We start from the raw sequence: 18,337 nt of genomic DNA on the forward strand, positions 1-18,337 counted from the left end.
TTTTTAAAACATGATTAATTCCATTATCAGTTTCAGTATACGCAATAAATTAGTGGTTGGGCTTTTTGTCCTAGGACTGATTTTTTGGGGAGGTTATTCGCTGAGCAAATTGCCTATCGATGCCCTACCAGACATTACGTCGAACCAAGTGCAGGTGATTACACAATCCCCCGCACTGGCTACCTCGGAGGTTGAAAAATTCATTACTTATCCACTCGAAATTTCCTTGCGAACCATCCCCAACGTAAAGGATATTCGCTCCGTTTCCCGGATGGGTCTTTCCATTATTACCGTCGTTTTCGAGGATGAAGTCGCCACCGAAGTGACGCGGCAGCAAGTCGCGGAGAAGCTAAAGGCGGCAGAACCTTACCTATTACAAGGGGCGGGTGTACCGGAAATGGCGCCCATCACGACGGGTTTAGGCGAGTTTTTCCAATATACGTTAGTGGTGGACCCCGCTTTCAAAGATCAATATTCCCTTGCGGACCTGCGGACTTACCAAGATTGGTTGATTAAGCGCCAGCTTTTGGGGATCAAAGGCGTGGTGGAAGTCAGCTCTTTCGGTGGGAACCTAAAACAATACGAGGTCGCGATCGATCCGGAGCGTTTGCGTGCCATGAATGTGAGCGTGAATGAGGTGTTTAAGGCGATTCAAATCAATAATTCGAATTCTGGAGGTAGTTATTTAGAGAAGGGGACGGACGCGTATTTCATTCGTTCTGAGGGGATGTTGACCTCATTAGAGGACATTGAAAATACGGTCGTTTCCCAAAGAGGCGAGGCCGGATTACCTATCCTAGTGAAGGATGTAGCCAAAGTAGGCTTCGGGAAAGCGGTCCGCTATGGAGCGATGACGCGAAACGGCGAGGGCGAGGCAGTGGGTGGCGTGATGTTGCTCTTAAAAGGAGCGAACGCGAACCAAGTCGTACAAGACGTGAAAGTGCAGATGGAAATCATTGGCAAAACCCTACCGCAAGGAATTAAGATTGTACCTTATTTAGATCGCAGCGTCTTGATCGGCCGTGCCATTAATACGGTGGAGAAGAACTTGATCGAGGGAGGTTTGATCGTCGTGTTTATTCTGGTTTTATTGCTGGGAAATCTGCGCGCCGGTTTGATTGTGGCCTCGGTGATTCCGCTCTGTTTATTGTTTGCCTTTGCGCTGATGCATATTTTTGGGGTTTCGGCGAACCTGATGAGTTTAGGAGCGATTGACTTTGGCCTGATTGTGGATGGCGCCGTCATCATCGTGGAGTCCATTATTCACCGGCTCCACAGTCATCGAAAAGGCGAGGAATTGAGCCAGCACGCGATGGACGAGGAAGTGGGTATTTCTGCCAAAGCGATATTCGGCTCCGCTGCCTTTGGCGTCATCATCATCCTGATCGTTTACCTGCCCATTATGGCGCTGGGGGGAATCGAAGGCAAGATGTTTAGGCCGATGGCCCAAACGGTGAGTTTCGCCATCCTAGGCGCCTTAATTCTTTCGCTGACCTATGTGCCCATGATGTCTGCCTTGTTTTTGAGCAAGAAAATCAGTCATGAAATCACGATCGCGGATCGCATTATGGGCTTTCTGTATGGAAAGTACCAGCCCATCATTCACTGGGCGTTGAAGCAGCGTAAGTGGGTGGTGATCGGAGCTTTTGGCCTGTTTTCTGCGAGCATTGCCCTATTTATGACTTTAGGAGGGGAGTTTATACCAGAATTAAATGAGGGTGATTTTGCCGTAGAAACCCTATTGCCTACGAATGCTTCCTTATCCCAAAGTATCAAGGTCAACACCGCCGCCCAAGCGATGTTACTAAAGAAATTCCCTACGGAGATCAAGCAAGTCGTATCTCGTATAGGCGCTTCTGAAATTCCTACTGACCCGATGGGTATCAACTCATGTGATTTAATTATCCAGTTAAAGGATCCGTCCGAATGGAAGAATGCGGAGACGATGGAGGAATTAGAGGCCAAAATGGATGCGGCCTTAGACGTCTATCCAGAAGTGAATTTTGAATTCACACAACCTATTCAGATGCGTTTTAACGAGCTGATCGCGGGGGTGAAATCGGATATTGCGGTGAAGATTTTTGGGGAAGATCTCCAGGAATTGTTTGATCACGCGACCGAAGCCTCTCGTTATATCCGTCAAATCGACGGCGTAGGCGACATCAAAGTCCAGCAAATCGACGGTATTCCGCAATTAGTGGTGAAATACAACCGCGTAAAGATGGCGCAATATGGCTTGAATGTGAACGAGGTAAACTCGGCTATCAAGATGACTTTCGCGGGTGAAACGGCGGGTATCGTGATGGAGGGGGAGAAACGTTTTGACCTCGTGGTTCGAATGGATTCGGTACATCGCCAAGACATTCAGAATCTGCGCGAACTCTACATCGACTTGCCGTCTGGCTCGCAAATTCCTTTGCAAGAGGTGGCGGATGTGAGTTATGAAAACGCACCTTTGGAAATCTCACGTGATAACACGCACCGCCGAATCACGATCGGTATTAACGTGCGTGGACGTGACGTGGAAAGCGTAGTGGCCGATATTCAGAAAGTCATGAAAGAGAAAATTGTGTTGCCGGCGGGTTACTATGTGACCTACGGCGGAACGTTTGAGAATTTACAGGCGGCAAAATCGCGTCTGGCTTTAGTGGTTCCGATAGCCTTAGCGCTGATTTTTGTACTCTTGTTTTTTACCTTCCAAAGCTTCTTAGAAGCAGCCATCATTTACCTAGCGATTCCTTTATCAGCGATTGGTGGTGTGGTTGCCCTTTGGTTGCGTGGGATGCCGTTCTCGGTATCAGCGGGTATCGGATTTATTGCTTTATTCGGGGTGGCGGTATTGAACGGGATCGTGTTGTTATCCTTCTTTAAGCAATTAGCGGATGAAGGGTTGAGCGTGGAGGAACGATTGAAGAAAGGTTTGGAATTGCGTTTTAGACCGGTGATCATGACCGCGGCGGTGGCCTCTTTAGGTTTCTTACCTATGGCGTTAAGTCACTCACCAGGTGCGGAGGTGCAGCGTCCATTAGCGACGGTGGTCATCGGTGGTTTGATTACGGCGACGTTCTTAACGCTGGTCGTTATCCCGGTCGTGTACTCGATTGTGATGGGCCGCAGAGAGCAGAAGCTGAAGGCCAAAGGATTAGGGATGATAGTTTTATTTATCTTGATGTCATTTTCAAGCACAGCCTCCGGACTAGCTTCCTCCGGACTTCGGACTTCGGACTCCGGACTAGTTTCCTCCGGACTTCGGACTTCGGACTCCGGACTAATTTCCTCCGGACTTCGGACTCTTTCCCTTCGGACTTGCCTCTCCCTCGCCTCCACGCGCAACGCCCTCCTCGCCACTGGCCTGGCAGACGTAAAAACCGCGGAGGCTTTCATCCAATCCGGAAAGGAATTGCCTAAAGGAACGGTGGATGCGCAGTACGGAAAGACGCAGACCTATTACAGCCAGGATTATACGGTGATGGCTTCCCAAAGTATCCCGTGGCCTACGCTGTTAAAGGCGCAGGTGAAGTCCTTGACTTCGGCGAAAGTGATGAGCGAAAAGCGCTTGAAGATCACGCAGAATTTGGTGGCTTCGAGCGTGAAATTCTATTATTATCAGATTTTGGCACAGCAGAAAAATCTAACGTTCTTAGCTTCACAAGACAGTTTGTATACCCTGATGAAGCGCGCGGCCACGATTAAATTCCAACAAGGCGAGACGAATCGCCTGGAATTGATGGCGGCGGAAACGCGTTTGCGGGAGTTTCAACAAAAACGAATTGCCCTAGAAGCGGATCAAAAGACGGCCTATCAAAACCTCGCTTATTGGATCAATGAACCGGGCGAATTCGAAATTGAAGGAAAGGAATCGCTAGCCATGGAATCAGGAGCGGCGGGACTCGATCTGTCGAAAAATCCGACTATCGAACTCTTGTCTGAGCAGGTTGAACACGGAAAATTAATGACGGCGGTCGAAAGAGAACGCTTGAAGCCGGATCTACGAATCGGGTTGACCACGCAGAGTATTGAAAATGTAGGGGGCCAAAATTTCGTGCAAGCAGGCCTGGCGATTCCGATTTTCGGTAAAGGGCAAAAAGCAAAAATTGCCTCGGCGAAATTACAGGAGGAGGCTTTTGTCAGCCAAAAAATCCAAGCCGAATCCGCCTTGCAAACGGATTACAAGAATGCGGAGGCAATGGTCGCAAAATACCGGGCGAGTTTGGCCTACTATACGGCTACAGCCTTGCCTCAAGCGGCTTTGCTAGAGAAGACTGCGCTGAAGTCCTACCAGCAAGGGGAAATCGAATACGTCGAAATGTTGCAAAATACGCAGCAGGCTTGGCAGATTCGCGAAAGTTATATTCAAGAAGTCAACGCCTACAACCAGGCGATTATCACACGTCAAACACTCATTGGAAATGAATAAGATATTCAAATTTGCAGCGCTATGCCTTGTTTTAAGTGTAGTAGCTTGCTCGAAAAAAGAAGAGGCCACTACGGAAGCATCGGTGACCGAAATTAAATTAAGCGCGGAACAGAAGACGAATGCAGGCATTGAATTCGGGGCTTTGGAAGAGCGCGAAATGTCGACTGAAATTAAATGCACCGGTGTAGTCGATGTGCCGCCGGTGTCATTGGCATCCATCTCGATCCCGATTGCGGGTTACGTGAAAACGACCTATGAATTACTTCCGGGCAAAAAAGTGTCAAAAGGCCAGGCCTTAGCGACCTTGACATCGCTTGATTTCATCCAAATGCAGCAAGAATATTTGCAGGCCTTGTCATCTCAGACCTTTATGAGTTCCGAGAAATCGCGTCAACAAGTGTTGACGAACGAGGAAGTGGGATCGAAGAAGAAATTGCAGCAGTCCGAGGCGGATTTAGGGAATGTGAATGCGCAAGTGAAGGCTTTGGGACTAAAATTAGAGGTCTTAGGTTGTGACTTGAAGTCGCTGGCGAAAGGAAATATCAGCTCTGTTTTGACCTTGCGTTCGCCTATTGACGGGTATATCCAAGACCAGTTTTTAGCGATCGGAAAATACGTTACGCCGTCTGACGTCTTGATTAAGGTCGTAGGAATGGCGGATAAGCACGTGGAATTGAAGGTTTTTGAGAAGGATTTGGCCAAATTAAACATCGGTCAAACCATCGAATTCGAATCAGAGGGAGAAAAAGCTGTCGCCAAAATCTTCCTCATCGCCCCACAAGTGGATTTAACCAACCGCACGACGTCCGTTCACGGCCACTTCGCAAACAAGTCGGATGAAAAGAACTTCACGGTAGGTCAATTCGTGAGCGCACGCATCGAAGTAGGTACCCAAAAAATTCCTAGCATTCCACAAGCTGGTTTAGCGCGAGTAGGAAAAGGCGGTTTCATCTACGTAGAAATGACGAATGGCGCGATGGCACAAGTGCCTGTGGAGATTTTGAGCTCCACACCGGAATACGCGGGTGTCAAATTATTGAAGCAATTACCGGCGGGTAAGGTGGTAACGAAAGGGGCTTCCGCTTTAGAAGCGATCTTCGCGAAAGATTAATCTACTAATCCTGACCAAACTGTATAATCGGCCCATCCTGCAGGTGGGTCGATTTTTTTGTCAAAAATCCCGAAAATAGTCGACCCCGATCCGCTCATCGCGGCATAAGTTGCACCCAAGGTATACATCTCCTCTTTCAAAGAAGCCAAGACAGGATGTGTAGGGAAGATGCTCTTCTCGAAGTCATTCGAGATCGTCTCTTTCCAATCCGTTTTTAAAATAGCTTTGCGCAGATCTACTGGGGCTTTCGCAGGAGTCACGCCCGCATAGGCTTGCGCAGTAGAGATACCCACTGCCGGGTATAATAACACGAGAAACTTCCCTTTCAGGCTCGCATCGATCGGGCTCAGTTGATCTCCTTTTCCTTTGCCAAAAGCCGCCTGATTCGACAGGAAAAACGCACAGTCGCTGCCTAATTTTACCGCATAGGGTTTTAAATCTTCGTTTGTTAAAGGCAATTGAAATAGGTCTCTCAAGCCCATCAACGTAAATGCCGCGTCAGAGGATCCGCCACCTAAACCTGCACCCATCGGGATGATTTTGTGCAGATGAATATGAACAGGGGGCATTTGATGGTCCTTGTGCAGTAGCTCATAAGCCTTGTAGCACAGATTATCTTCGATAGCGCCTGCGATGTCTAAGCCAGAGGAGCTAAAGGTGAATTCCCCTTCAGAAGGCGTAATCTCTAGCACATCCGTCCAAGGCACGGGAAAGAAACACGTTTCTAAGTCGTGAAACCCATCCTTGCGCTTCTTCGTGATGTACAAGCCTATATTAATCTTCGCGTGCGGAAATAAAACCATATTAATCTTCTAAAGAGTTGCCTATCCAGCTGAAACGAACCCACAATCCGATGAAGAAAAGGATGAGCGCTATTTCTGCAAATAGGTAAGAAAGGGAGATGTGCTCTTCCCAAGTAACCGTTTTGACCACGGAGGCCTCCATTTTATCAATTTCCTGGAAAATTTGTTGCAATGCCTGACCGTTTGTCGCCCGGAAGAATTTCCCTTTCGTAAGTCTTGCGATCTCACGTAAGGTCGTTTCATCCACGGGGTCAGCGCTCGGCTGAAGGCTTCCTACGGCGATGGTATAGACTTTGATGTTGAAATTTTTCGCTAGTTCTGCGGAGGTAACCGGATCGAGATTTCCCGCCGTATTGTTGCCATCGGAAATCAGGATACTGATTTTCTTGGGGTTTTCGGAGTCGCGGATTTGGTTAATACACATCCCTAAAGCGTCGCCCAAGGCCGTTCCTTCTTCCACGATTTGGTTCGTTTGAAACTGCTGCAATTGATGCAATAAAAAGGCCGAATCTGTCGTAATGGGACTCGCTAAATAGGGAGCGCCTGCGAAGGCGATGAGCGAAATGGGATCGTGGCTCCGCTGGCGGATGAATTCCTTGCCCATTGTTTTAGCGGTTTCTAGGCGACTGGGGCTAATATCCCGCGTCTGCATGGAAGAGGAGATATCCAAAGCCAGCGCAATGTCAATTCCTTCCACTTGCTTTTTCTGGTGCTTGATCACGCGGTAGGGGCCAGCCGCCACGATGATGACCGAGGAAATACATAAGATCTGAATGACCATAGGGACATAACTCAATAGGAGAGATATCCGGTTTTGTTGCAAAGGGACAGAAAGCGATAATTCCAGGCGGGGTTTATTGCCGCGTTGGCGTAAATACTTGATGAAGTAGACGATGAAGGGCCAAATCAAGCCATACAAAAACAAGCTATTCTCCCACTCGAAGGTGAAGAAAGCCTGGATTTGGTGCCAAGAATATAGCGGATTAAACTTCATTCTTCTGGATTTTTTCCTGTTCTATTTCGTATAAATTCGTCGCCAAAGCCTCTAAATACTGTACGGACTCTGTTGTATTCTTAGAGAAGTTTCCGCCATAAATGGCTGAATCCATCTCATTCAAAACCTTCTCCATCGCCTCATCCGCTAAATTATCGAGCATTTCCTTTGAAGTAAACGTCGTAAAAGGCAATTGCGTTAATTGCTCTATGTATTTCTTCCAGCCAGAAAAGGCACGCTCTAAATTCAGTAAACCCACCGGGGTTCCTGCCACCTGCCGCGCATAACGCTGGAAGGTCCGTCTAAATTCGCGGTGACGTCGCCACAGTAAGTAGCGTTTGAAGAGTTTAGTAATGGCTTTTCCAAAAATCCAGTAAATCAAACCCGCCAAAATCAACAAACTAATTCCCGCCGCAAACACGTTTTTTAAATCCGTTTTAGGGCTTAGTGGCTGGATGGGGATACTTTGGTATAGAGAATCTAAATCAATCTGCTCCGGATGCGGTAACAATCGCTTTAAATGCACGCTGTCCACCACCGGATAAATGATCGTGCAATCGGGCTCCTGAAGCAAATAAATGGGTATTTGGAGTTTTTGAACCGGTGCTAAATTAAATAATCGCAAGGTATAAACCGCAGAATCCAAAGACCCTGAAGCCGTCGTCTTCGTCGCAAAAAACTCGCGTTTCACGGTCTCAAAGGCCCCAAAATTCTGGTTCGCATTCGGGAAAAACACCTCCTGGTCCTTTGGATGACGCACATACAACGAATAGTGGACGGGCTGTCCGATAACCACCGAATCCTCCTGAAACTTCCCTTTAATGATGAATGGCGTTTCTTGCATTAGCGTCTGGCATTAAAAAGTTTGACTAATGCCGGCACGAAATCCTCGCCCGAACGCAATTCCACGTAATCCGCGTGCCATTTCTTGCACATTTCCTTCAATTCCCCGCCGCGGTTTTTCACCTGCTGCTGAAGCAATTGTTTGAATCCGCGTGTAGAAGTATTGACCCAAGTCGTCCGCTTTCGTTCCGGATCATAAATGGGGATGATGCCCATGGAGGGCAATTGAATTTCTTGTTGATCGAGGGTATGCAGCACGACTAAATCGTGCTTCAAGGCCGCAGCGCGCAATAAATCTTCGTAACCCTCATCGATAAAATCGGATAAAACGAACAAAAGACTCTTGCGTTTTAAGGTTTGCAGAGCAAAGGTTAATCCCGCCTTTAGGTCCGTGGAAGTATTCTCTGGCTCGACTCTAAATAGCTCCGAAATGACTTTGTATCCGTGCTTTTTGCCCATCGCCGGGGGCATGTATTTCTCGTTTTTGTCGCTGAAGCAAACAAAGCCAAGGTGACTTGCCTCTTGGATAGCGGCAAAGGCTAACACGCCAGCCACTTCTTTCAAGGTCTTGATTTTACTATTTCCACGTCGTCCCACTGTGCCAGAGGCGCTGACGTCGATTAAGAAGAAAACGGTTTGTTCTTTTTCCTCTTTGAAAAGCTTCACAAAAGTACCATGACCCTTCGATGAGGTGTTCCAGTCAATGTGCCGCACGTCGTCTCCATAATGGTACTGGCGTAGGTCACTAAACTCTAAGCCCGATCCCTTAAAGACGGAGGAGAAATTTCCATGCATTTGTGTGTTAATCGCTTTTCTAATGCGTATTTCCAGCTGAACGACATGGGTCAGGAAGGCTTTGATGTCCATATCCACGAGACTAAATTACCTATTTTTTACCCAATCTGAATGAAATGAGCTAAAAGCTTTCTAATTTACGGGTATATTTACAAGATGAAAAAGGTCTATTTATTGCTTTTCTTGGCCCTGAGTGTGTTTGGATTCTACTCGTGCACGAGTGAATCAGAGAGCAATCGATTAGAGCAGGAACAGATGGCACAGATTTTGGCAGATATCCACATCGATGAGGCCAAAATTCAAAATATGCACGTGGGCAATTCCGATACGGCCTTAGTTCTTTACCACGAATTATCGAAGCAGACTTTGAAGAAACGAGGTCTTGATTCTACTCAAGTAGCGAAAAGCCTAGGTTCCTATGTCAAAGATCCCGCCGCTTTTGTCAAATTATATACCCGGGTGAATGAAATTATCGAGGAGCGCAAGAAAAAAGCAGCGGCTAAAAAACCATGAGAAAGCTTCTTTGCTTATTATTGTGTGTAAATCTATTTTCTATGGGGCAATCGCCTGTAATTCAAGGACATCGTGGTTGTAGAGGCTTATATCCGGAGAACTCTTTACCTGCTTTTCAACACGCATTAGAGATGGGCGTGACAGTCCTAGAAATGGATGTTTGCCTTTCCGCGGACGGACAGGTCTACGTTTCTCACGAGCCCTACCTGAATCCGCTGTATGCGTCGTTTCCGGATGGTTCGCCCGTGAAAGATGCGTCGATTAATTTATACCAAAAGACCTATGTCGAAATCAAATCGTTCGACGTAGGCTCCCGCGGAAACAAGCTCTTTCCAGAGCAAAAGCACGTCGCTACTTACAAGCCTTTGCTTTCCGAAGTCTTAGCCTTAGGGGAAGCCTTTGCACGCAAATCAGGCCGCCCCGTGTATTACAACATCGAGATCAAATCCGAACCTTCCGAATACGGCAAATCACAACCGGCGACGGTAAAAGAATTTGCGGATCGCGTTTGGTCTGTGATTTCTAATCATATTTCACCGTCCTCGCTGATTTTACAAAGTTTCGATTTCGCGGTTTTGCACTACTGGAAAACGGCCATCAACAAGGGACGCATTTCCGCTTTAGTGGAAAAGGAAACGCCTCAGCAAATGCTTGAAGCCTTAGGTTTTACACCAGAGATATTCAGTTCTTCGTACCGGTTTTTAACGAAGGAGCAGATTGACTTTTGTCATGCACGTGGTATGCAAGTCATTCCTTGGACGATCAATACGACGGTAGAGATGCAGAAATTTAGTGATTGGCAGGTAGACGGCATCATTACCGATTACCCTAATCGTGCCCCTCAATTCCTAAAACCCTAAACATGTCGCTTTTTAATGAGACTTTGTTGTGGTTTATGAAGCGGAGAATGCCGCGGATTGAGGCGATGTACGAACGGCCTTTGGAACTACAAGAACAAATGTTGCAGGGCTTATTGTCTCATGGCCGCTCGACCGAATGGGGTACGAAACACGGCTACACCGATATTAGTAACTACGAGAAATTCAAACAGCAAGTTCCCATTTCCACCTACGAGGAGATCTTTCCATACATCGATCGAATGATGCAAGGGGAGCAAAACATCTTGTGGGATACGCCCATAAGCTGGTATTCGAAGTCTTCTGGAACGACGAATGCTCGCAGTAAATTCATTCCAGTCTCGAAAGAAGCGCTGGAAGAATGCCACATGATGGGCGGGAAAGATATGATTACGTTGCTGGCGGCGAATAAACCGGATACGAAAGTTTTTGAGGGGAAAGGCCTGTCCATCGGGGGAAGTTTGACGGAGAATCCGGTGAATTCGAGTATGCTGATGGGGGATGTGTCGGCGGTGGTGATGAAGAATCTGCCTATTTGGGCGCAAATTATACGCACGCCTTCGCTCGATGTGGCGCTGATGGGGGACTGGGATCAGAAGATCGAGAAGATGGCGATCGAGACGTCGAAGGAGAATGTGACGAGTATTTTGGGCGTGCCTACGTGGACGCTCGTGTTGATCGAGAAGATTTTAGAGATCACTGGGAAGAAGTCGATTTTGGAGGTGTGGGAGAATTTTGAGTTTATGATTCACGGGGCGGTGGCTTTTGGGCCCTACCGGGAGTTGTTTAAGAATCAGATTTTTCCGTCGTTGCAGGTCGGATTTTTAGAGATATACAATGCGTCTGAAGGGTTCTTTGGGATTCAGGATGATCTGTCCAAACCCGATGAGATGCTCCTCATGCTCGATTACGGCATTTTCTATGAGTTCATTCCGATGAGCGAGGAGGGAGAAGAGGCGAACACTATCGTTTCTTTAAGCCAGGTAGAAGTAGGCGTGAATTATGCGATGGTCATTTCGACAAACGCGGGTTTGTGGCGCTACAAGATTGGAGATACCGTGAAATTCACTTCCGTGAGTCCGTATCGCATTAAGATTTCGGGAAGGACAAAGCATTTCATCAATGCTTTCGGGGAAGAGTTGATCATCGAGAATGCGGAGACAGCCGTCGCGCGCGCTTGCGCCGCGACCCAGGCAGAGATCAAGGATTATACGGCGGCACCAGCCTTTATGAACGAGGGTAAAAATGGGCACCACGAATGGGTGGTCGAATTTTCAAAAGCCCCAAAAGATTTTCGTACCTTTGCACAGATTTTGGACCAAACGCTTCGCGAGCAAAACTCGGATTACGATGCGAAAAGGTCTTATGATTTAGTGCTTGGCCCTCCTTTGGTCCATATCGCCCCAGCCGGAACTTTCCACAACTGGATGCGGGAACGAGGGAAATTAGGCGGCCAACACAAAGTTCCGAGGTTAAGTAACCACCGGGAATTTTTAGAAGGAGTCAAGGCTCATTTTTAATCAAAACAAGCTATGTCGTTAAAATTAACTATCGAGAATGGTATCAAAGATGCCATGCGTGCGAAAGACGCAGACCGTTTACGTGCATTACGTGCGATCAAATCCATGATTCTTTTGGAAGAAACATCGGGTTCTAGCGCGGACGGTTTAAGCGCAGACGCAGAGATGAAAATCTTAATGAAAGCAGCGAAACAACGCCGCGATTCATTAGAAGTTTATGTTTCTCAAAACCGTCCAGACCTAGCCGAAAAAGAGCAAGCGGAATTAGCGATCATCGAAGAATTCTTGCCTAAGCAATTGTCTGACGCTGAATTAACGGCTAAAATCACCGAAATCATCGCTGCCGTAGGCGCTACGAGTCCGGCGGATATGGGTAAAGTGATGGGTGCTGCTTCGAAGCAATTAGCTGGATTAGCAGACGGTAAAGCCATCTCTGCGAAAGTGAGTGAATTATTAAAGAAATAAGATTGGAAAAGAAGGTCGCGATACGGAATCTAAGTTTTGAACAGCTGAAGGCAGAGATGCTCGCAGCCGGAGAACCCGCGTTCCGAGCAAAGCAGGTGTACGAGTGGATTTGGAAGAAGGCTGCCCGCAGTTTCGATGCGATGGGAAATGTCCCTAAGACGACGCGCGAATGGCTTTCGGAGAAATTCTCTTTGCAAATCGTGACGACCGCGGAGGCGCAATACAGCTCCGACCGCACCATCAAATCTAGCTTTCAATTACACGATAACAACCTCGTGGAGGGAGTATTAATTCCTACCCGAGAACGCGTGACGGCCTGTGTTTCTTCCCAAGTGGGATGTTCGCTTACCTGCAGCTTCTGTGCGACGGGTTATATGGACCGCAAGCGTAATTTAGAGTCATTCGAGATCTACGATCAGGTCGTGTTAATCCGCGATCAGGCACAGGAAAAATACGGTCAAGCGCTGACGAACATCGTTTACATGGGGATGGGCGAGCCGCTGTTGAACTATGCGAATGTGTTGAAATCCATCGAGCAGATTACCTCGCCAGAGGGTTTAGGGATGTCGCCACGCCGCATTACGGTGTCTACGGCGGGTATCGCGAAGATGATCCAAAAACTAGGTGACGATCAGGTCAAGTTCAATCTAGCCCTTTCCCTGCACGCCGCAAACGATACGAAGCGTAATCAGATTATGCCTATTAACGAGAGCAATACCTTACAAGTCCTAAAGGCCGCGCTTTTGTATTTCTTCGAGAAGACGGGCAACGAAATCACCCTCGAATACATCGTCTTTAACAAGTTCAACGACACCCTGGAGGACGCCCGCGAATTGTATGAGTTTGCCAAAGGCATCCCGTGCAAAATCAACCTCATCGAATACAATCCCATCGCTCAATCTTCTTTCGTGAATGCGGAGGCAGATGCGATCGCGAAGTTCTCTGCGTTCTTAGAAAGTAAACGAATGATCGTGAATATCCGCCGCTCCCGCGGACGCGATATTGATGCGGCTTGCGGCCAGCTTGCCGGCAAAAAAGCCCCAGTCGATGCCTAATACCATGTTTCCCATCTTCTTGAAAATGGATCAAATCCAGACCTTGGTCGTGGGAGGAGGGAACGTAGCCTTAGAAAAGTCATCCGCCATTTTGCGCAATTCACCAGAGGCAAACTTGACCTTAGTGGCGCCTTTTTTTCGCCCAGAAACGATCGAATACCTGCAGGATTTTCCGCACGTGCGCATCTTAACGCGCGGCTTTCAACCATCGGATTTAGAAGGGCTAGACTTAATCATCTGTGCCACGGATTCTCCCGCTTTGCACGCGGAAATCAAAGCCTTAGCCGCTGCCCAGCACTTGCTTTGCAATGTGGCGGATACGCCACCTTTGTGTGATTTTTATTTAGGATCCATCGTGCAAAAAGGGGATCTAAAGATTGCGATCTCGACGAACGGGAAGTCCCCTACGTTGGCCAAAAGAATCAGAGCCTTTCTGGAAGACGTCATCCCAGACGACATTCAAACCTCCCTCGATCAATTAGAGGAAGCTCGTAAATCATTAAAGGGTGACTTTCAAGAGAAAATCACCCAATTAAATGAACTAACTAAGAATCTAATCTTTCCCAAAAAGGACTAGTCGTCGATCTTCGCTGTCTCCAGCGTGGGCACTAAAGTGTAAATAATCAGCCAAGCTAACACGTACGCACTTCGGCAAAGCAAGAAGATGATGTTATAACCGTCGTTAATATTACCTAATAACTTATATTTATCTAAAAGGGAACCTACGATCATTGGGAAGAAAATACCTCCAACAGATCCAGCCATTCCCCCGATTCCGATGACAGAACTCACTGCTTTCTTCGGGAACATATCCGTCGCAATCGAGTAGATATTTGCGCTCCACGCCTGGTGAGCCGCCGCCGCTAAGGAAATTAATCCTACCGCTTGCCAAATATTATCACAATAACGCGCTAACATAATAGGCACCACCGCAATCGCGAAACTGAACATTGACCACTTGCGCGCCTTGAATGACGGCCAGCCTTTGTTGATTAAATAACCAGACAACCATCCACCGCCAATACTACCAATCGTCGTCGCCGTATACACGATGATTAATTCTAAACTAGGCTTCTTCAAGTCTAAGTGGAAACGCTCCGAGAAGTAGGATGGTAACCAGAAAAGGAAGAACCACCAGATAGGATCCGTGAACATTTTGCCAAAAAAGAAGGCCCAAGTCTGCTTAAATCCAAACAATTTACTCCAGCGAACCGGCGTCACATTGTCATCCTTCTCCTCCATATCCGCGTGGATATAGTCGAATTCCACTTTCGATAAAGACTGGTGCTTAGAAGGCACCTCATAGTAAAACCACCAGAAGATCAACCAAATAAAGCCGATCGCTCCGGTTGCGATAAAGGCCATTTCCCAGCCATAAACTCCCAAGATCCAAGGCACTAAAATGGGTGCTGCCACCGCTCCAATGTTCGCACCTGAATTAAAGATACCCGTCGCTAGCGCTCGCTCGTTTTTAGGGAACCATTCCGCCACGGTCTTAATCGCTGCGGGGAAGTTTCCCGCCTCGCCTAGACCTAATAAACCGCGCATGAACGCGAAACTCATCGTGCCAGTTGAAAGTGCATGCAACATCGCCGCGATACTCCACACCACAATCGAAATAGAATAACCTAATTTTGTACCGATTCGGTCTATAATTCCGCCAAAACCCAATAAACTTATCGCGTAGGCCGCTTGGAAAGTGATGACAATGTTCGAATAATCTGTCTCAGACCAGTCAAACTCTTTTTCCAAGACCGGCTTCAATAAGCCGATAACTTGGCGGTCTAAATAGTTAATCGTCGTCGCGAAAAATAGCAGTGCGCATATTTTCCAACGGTACTTTCCAATTGTTTCCATATTACAGTTCGTGATAGGTTTTGATCAGGTTAGCGATCGTGTTTGATATAGAGGTATAGTCTTGTTTTTGAATTAAATCAGCTGGGAACAATTGAGAGCCCATGCCTACTGCCGCTGCACCAGCATCAAACCACGTTTTTAAGCTTTCGCGGTTCGGTTCCACTCCGCCCGTTACCATGATTTTGGTCTTCGGCATCGGTCCTTGTATCGCTTTCACGAAAGCGGGTCCTACCACGTTGCCTGGGAATATTTTTACGTATTTAGCACCTAAAATCTCCGCATTGCGAATCTCTGTCAAGGTCATCGTGCCTGGCATCCAAGGAATATTGTGTTTCGCACAAATCTCTCCTACGGAAGTCGTCGTAAAGGGTTGTAATATAAAGTCAGCGCCCATTTCAATGAATTCAGTCGCCTGTTTTGCATCGTAAATCGTACCGATTCCTAACACTAAATCCGGGCATTCTTTCTCGCAAAAGTCAATTAGTTTCGCAAAGATGGCTGGTGCCGCTTCGCCGCGGTTAGTGAATTCAAAAACGCGAATTCCACCGTCGTAGCAGGCTTTCAGAACGTTTTGGGCGATCGTTTGATCCGCGTTGAAAAATAAAGGGACGATAGGCGTTTCCGCTAATCGAGAGTACACTACATCTGCTGAATTTCTAGCCATGATTATCTTTTTAGTCGTCCGGTGATATCGCCACCCATGACGGTTTCAATTTCGTCTAGGTTTGATAAATTAATATCCCCTTCGATCGTGTGTTTTAAAGCGGAAGCCGCTACCGCAAAGGCCAAAGACTTCGCCTCATCACCATAAACTAAGTTTCCGTAAATGTATCCGGCCATGAATGCATCTCCACCACCGATGCGATCGACGATTTGGGAGATTTCTACGGTATCGGATTTGATGACCTTCGAGCCATCAAAGGAGGTGGCTGACAAAGTATTTTGAGACGCAGAAATCTGGCCTCTTTTCGTATTAATAATCTTCTTTAAGTTAGGGAAACGTTCCTTAATCTGAATACAGATGTCATGCCAGCCACTTTTTGCGCGGCCATCCGGTACGATGTCTAGGATATCCTCTGCATCCGCTTTCCCACATACGATAATATCACATTGTGCAATCAAATCAGGCATCACTTCTTTGACTGATTTACCATATTGCCAAAGGTTCTTGCGGTAATTCACATCCGCCGAGATCGTCAAACCTTGCGCTTTTGCCTCTTTCAATGCAGCCGATAAAGCTACCGTTGCCGCCTCCGAAATGGCAGGTGTAATGCCTGTCCAATGAAACCAACCCGCACCATTAAAAATTTCTTTCCAATTAAAATCCGCAGGATTGAGATTAGCGAAAGCAGAATCAGCGCGGTCATAGGTCACTTTGCTCGGACGCATCGCTGCCCCAAACTCCACAAAATACAAACCTAAACGCCCTTCTTTATACGCCGTATGCGACATGTCCACTCCTACTTGGCGGTAATAGCCGGTGGCAGCTTTGCCTAATTCGTTGTTTGGGAAACAAGTCACGTGTTCCGCCGGGATCCCGATGTGGGCTAATCCGCCCGCTACGTTTGCCTCGCCGCCACCATAGGTGATGTTCAATGACTGTGCTTGGGTAATGCGTCCATAGCCTGCTGGGCTTAAACGACCCATAATTTCCCCAAAAGTGATAACCTTCTTCATTAATTCTCGAAATTAAAAAATCCTGCCGCGTTGTTATACGAGATGTCTTGCACCAGCTTGCCTAACCAAGCAATATCCGCCGGTAATTCGCCATTTTCCACATCTGCGCCCAGTAAATTACATAAGATTCTTCTAAAATACTCATGTCTTGGAAACGAAAGGAAACTTCTGGAGTCCGTTAACATCCCCACGAAGTGGCTCAACATTCCCATATTGGAGAGCGTGTTGATCTGCTTTTCCATGCCGTCTTTTTGGTCCAAAAACCACCAACCCGACCCGAATTGCATCTTTCCTACAATCGTCCCATCCTGGAAATTACCCGTCATCGTCGCTAACAATTCGTTATCGCGCGGATTCAAATTATACAAAATCGTCTTCGCTAATTGATTCGTCGAATCTAAGTGATTTAAGAATTTCGACAAAGGCCGCGCCTGCTCAAAATCTCCAATCGAATCAAATCCCGTATCAGGTCCTAAAGTGCCTAACAGACGGTCATTGTTATTGCGAATCGCCCCTAGGTGGAATTGTTGTGTCCAACCTTTGGCATGGTCTAAATGTGCAAAATATACCAGCATTGCTGATTTAAACTGCACTTTCTCTTTCTGATTAATCGTTTTACCCGTCATTAATCGCTCAAAAATGTGTGCGATTTCCTGTTCCGTATAATCGTCTGCGTAAATCTGCTCTAGCCCATGGTCACTTAAACGACATCCCACCGAATGGAAAAAATCGTGTCTCGCCGCTATCGCTTTCTTGTAATCCGCTAAGCTCTGAATCTCCATATCAGCCGCAGCCGCCAGCGAATTCACGTAGTTCACAAACACGATTTCGTCATCCACGCCCATCGCTTTATCCGGACGGAAGGTAGGCAAGACTTTGATCGCAAATCCACTCGCCTTGATTTGTTTATGATAAGCCAAATTATCGATCGGATCATCCGTCGTACAAAGCGCCTTCACGTTCATCTTTAACAATAAGTTGCGCACAGAAAACGCTGGAGTACGCAAAAGAGCATTGCACTGATCGTAAATGCGCTTTCCGCTTTCCGCATTCAATAATTCCGTAATTCCGAAGTAGCGCTGCAACTCCAAGTGCGTCCAGTGATAAAGTGGGTTACGCATCGTATAGGGGACCGTTTCTGCCCATTTCAAGAATTTCTCCTCGTCAGACGCATTTCCCGTGATGTATTTTTCATCCACCCCGTGAGCGCGCATCGCACGCCATTTATAGTGGTCGCCGGCTAACCAGATTTGGGAGACATTATCGAATTGCTTGTCCTCCGCGATCTGCTGAGGAATCAAGTGATTGTGATAATCAATAATGGGCATTTGCGCCGCATATTGATGGTACAAAGTCTGCGCCGTCTCGGACTGCAACAAGAAATCTTTATCTAAAAACGCTTTCATAGTATGTCGTTTAATCTCTACTCT

The 18,337-nt window shown here is 47.1% G+C and carries 16 protein-coding genes; 8 read left to right on the plus strand and 8 right to left on the minus strand.

Annotated elements, in window-relative coordinates:
- Window positions 1–10: 10 nt before the first annotated feature.
- Together SKC35_RS08180 and SKC35_RS08185 are read left to right on the plus strand one after the other, a co-directional pair.
- Complete coding sequence (locus SKC35_RS08180) at window positions 11–4,417, plus strand: CusA/CzcA family heavy metal efflux RND transporter (protein WP_377978920.1); 4,407 nt, start codon at window positions 11–13, stop codon at window positions 4,415–4,417.
- The gene (locus SKC35_RS08185) at window positions 4,410–5,528 is read left to right on the plus strand and encodes an efflux RND transporter periplasmic adaptor subunit (protein WP_377978921.1); all 1,119 of its coding nucleotides are present in this window, start codon (window positions 4,410–4,412) and stop codon (window positions 5,526–5,528) included. The genes SKC35_RS08180 and SKC35_RS08185 overlap by 8 nt, the downstream gene beginning before the upstream one ends.
- On the opposite strand, the gene ispE is transcribed toward SKC35_RS08185, so the two are convergent.
- The 4 genes from ispE to SKC35_RS08205 are packed head-to-tail and all read right to left on the minus strand — an operon-like array spanning window position 5,525 to window position 9,035.
- Window positions 5,525–6,331: a 4-(cytidine 5'-diphospho)-2-C-methyl-D-erythritol kinase gene (gene ispE / locus SKC35_RS08190; protein ID WP_377978922.1), complete on the minus strand. Its 807-nt coding sequence runs from the start codon at window positions 6,329–6,331 to the stop codon at window positions 5,525–5,527. The two genes, SKC35_RS08185 and ispE, sit on opposite strands and share 4 nt — an antisense overlap.
- 1 nt (window position 6,332) lies before the next feature.
- The gene (locus SKC35_RS08195; protein WP_377978923.1) at window positions 6,333–7,325 is read right to left on the minus strand and encodes a VWA domain-containing protein; all 993 of its coding nucleotides are present in this window, start codon (window positions 7,323–7,325) and stop codon (window positions 6,333–6,335) included.
- Window positions 7,315–8,169, minus strand: coding sequence for a hypothetical protein (locus SKC35_RS08200; RefSeq protein WP_377978924.1), 855 nt, complete (start codon window positions 8,167–8,169; stop codon window positions 7,315–7,317). Before SKC35_RS08200 ends, SKC35_RS08195 begins: the two co-directional genes overlap by 11 nt.
- The gene (locus SKC35_RS08205) at window positions 8,169–9,035 is read right to left on the minus strand and encodes a DUF58 domain-containing protein (RefSeq protein WP_377978925.1); all 867 of its coding nucleotides are present in this window, start codon (window positions 9,033–9,035) and stop codon (window positions 8,169–8,171) included. Before SKC35_RS08205 ends, SKC35_RS08200 begins: the two co-directional genes overlap by 1 nt.
- A gap of 84 nt (window positions 9,036–9,119) precedes the next feature.
- Here SKC35_RS08205 and SKC35_RS08210 point away from each other — a divergent pair, with 84 nt between their 5' ends.
- The 6 genes from SKC35_RS08210 to SKC35_RS08235 are packed head-to-tail and all read left to right on the plus strand — an operon-like array spanning window position 9,120 to window position 13,950.
- Window positions 9,120–9,476, plus strand: a complete 357-nt coding sequence (locus tag SKC35_RS08210; protein ID WP_377978926.1) for a DUF4296 domain-containing protein — start codon at window positions 9,120–9,122, stop codon at window positions 9,474–9,476.
- 41 nt (window positions 9,477–9,517) lie between these two features.
- On the plus strand, window positions 9,518–10,336 hold the full coding sequence (locus SKC35_RS08215; protein ID WP_377978927.1) for a glycerophosphodiester phosphodiesterase family protein: 819 nt from the start codon (window positions 9,518–9,520) through the stop codon (window positions 10,334–10,336).
- 2 nt (window positions 10,337–10,338) lie between these two features.
- Window positions 10,339–11,853, plus strand: coding sequence for a GH3 auxin-responsive promoter family protein (locus SKC35_RS08220; protein WP_377978928.1), 1,515 nt, complete (start codon window positions 10,339–10,341; stop codon window positions 11,851–11,853).
- Window positions 11,854–11,865: 12 nt separating this feature from the next.
- A complete protein-coding gene (locus SKC35_RS08225; protein ID WP_269007067.1) occupies window positions 11,866–12,318 on the plus strand; it encodes a GatB/YqeY domain-containing protein in 453 nt (150 codons plus the stop codon).
- Between the two features lie 2 nt (window positions 12,319–12,320).
- Window positions 12,321–13,373: a dual-specificity RNA methyltransferase RlmN gene (gene rlmN / locus SKC35_RS08230; protein WP_377978929.1), complete on the plus strand. Its 1,053-nt coding sequence runs from the start codon at window positions 12,321–12,323 to the stop codon at window positions 13,371–13,373.
- 4 nt (window positions 13,374–13,377) lie between these two features.
- The gene (locus SKC35_RS08235; protein WP_377978930.1) at window positions 13,378–13,950 is read left to right on the plus strand and encodes a precorrin-2 dehydrogenase/sirohydrochlorin ferrochelatase family protein; all 573 of its coding nucleotides are present in this window, start codon (window positions 13,378–13,380) and stop codon (window positions 13,948–13,950) included.
- Here the strand turns inward: SKC35_RS08235 and SKC35_RS08240 are convergent.
- From SKC35_RS08240 to uxaC, 4 genes are read right to left on the minus strand one after another with little or no spacing between them, the layout of a single operon-like run.
- Window positions 13,947–15,230: an MFS transporter gene (locus SKC35_RS08240; protein ID WP_377978931.1), complete on the minus strand. Its 1,284-nt coding sequence runs from the start codon at window positions 15,228–15,230 to the stop codon at window positions 13,947–13,949. The two genes, SKC35_RS08235 and SKC35_RS08240, sit on opposite strands and share 4 nt — an antisense overlap.
- Window position 15,231: 1 nt before the next feature.
- Window positions 15,232–15,894 carry a bifunctional 4-hydroxy-2-oxoglutarate aldolase/2-dehydro-3-deoxy-phosphogluconate aldolase gene (locus SKC35_RS08245; protein ID WP_377978932.1) on the minus strand — a complete coding sequence of 221 codons (663 nt, stop codon included), beginning with the start codon at window positions 15,892–15,894 and terminating at the stop codon, window positions 15,232–15,234.
- A 2-nt stretch (window positions 15,895–15,896) separates the two neighbouring features.
- A complete protein-coding gene (locus SKC35_RS08250) occupies window positions 15,897–16,907 on the minus strand; it encodes a PfkB family carbohydrate kinase (protein WP_377978933.1) in 1,011 nt (336 codons plus the stop codon).
- Window positions 16,907–18,313: a glucuronate isomerase gene (gene uxaC / locus SKC35_RS08255; RefSeq protein WP_377978934.1), complete on the minus strand. Its 1,407-nt coding sequence runs from the start codon at window positions 18,311–18,313 to the stop codon at window positions 16,907–16,909. Before uxaC ends, SKC35_RS08250 begins: the two co-directional genes overlap by 1 nt.
- Between the last annotated feature and the right edge of the window lie 24 nt (window positions 18,314–18,337).

It is taken from the genome of Aquirufa originis, assembly GCF_042714495.1.
Taxonomy (GTDB): Bacteria; Bacteroidota; Bacteroidia; order Cytophagales; family Spirosomataceae; genus Aquirufa; species Aquirufa originis.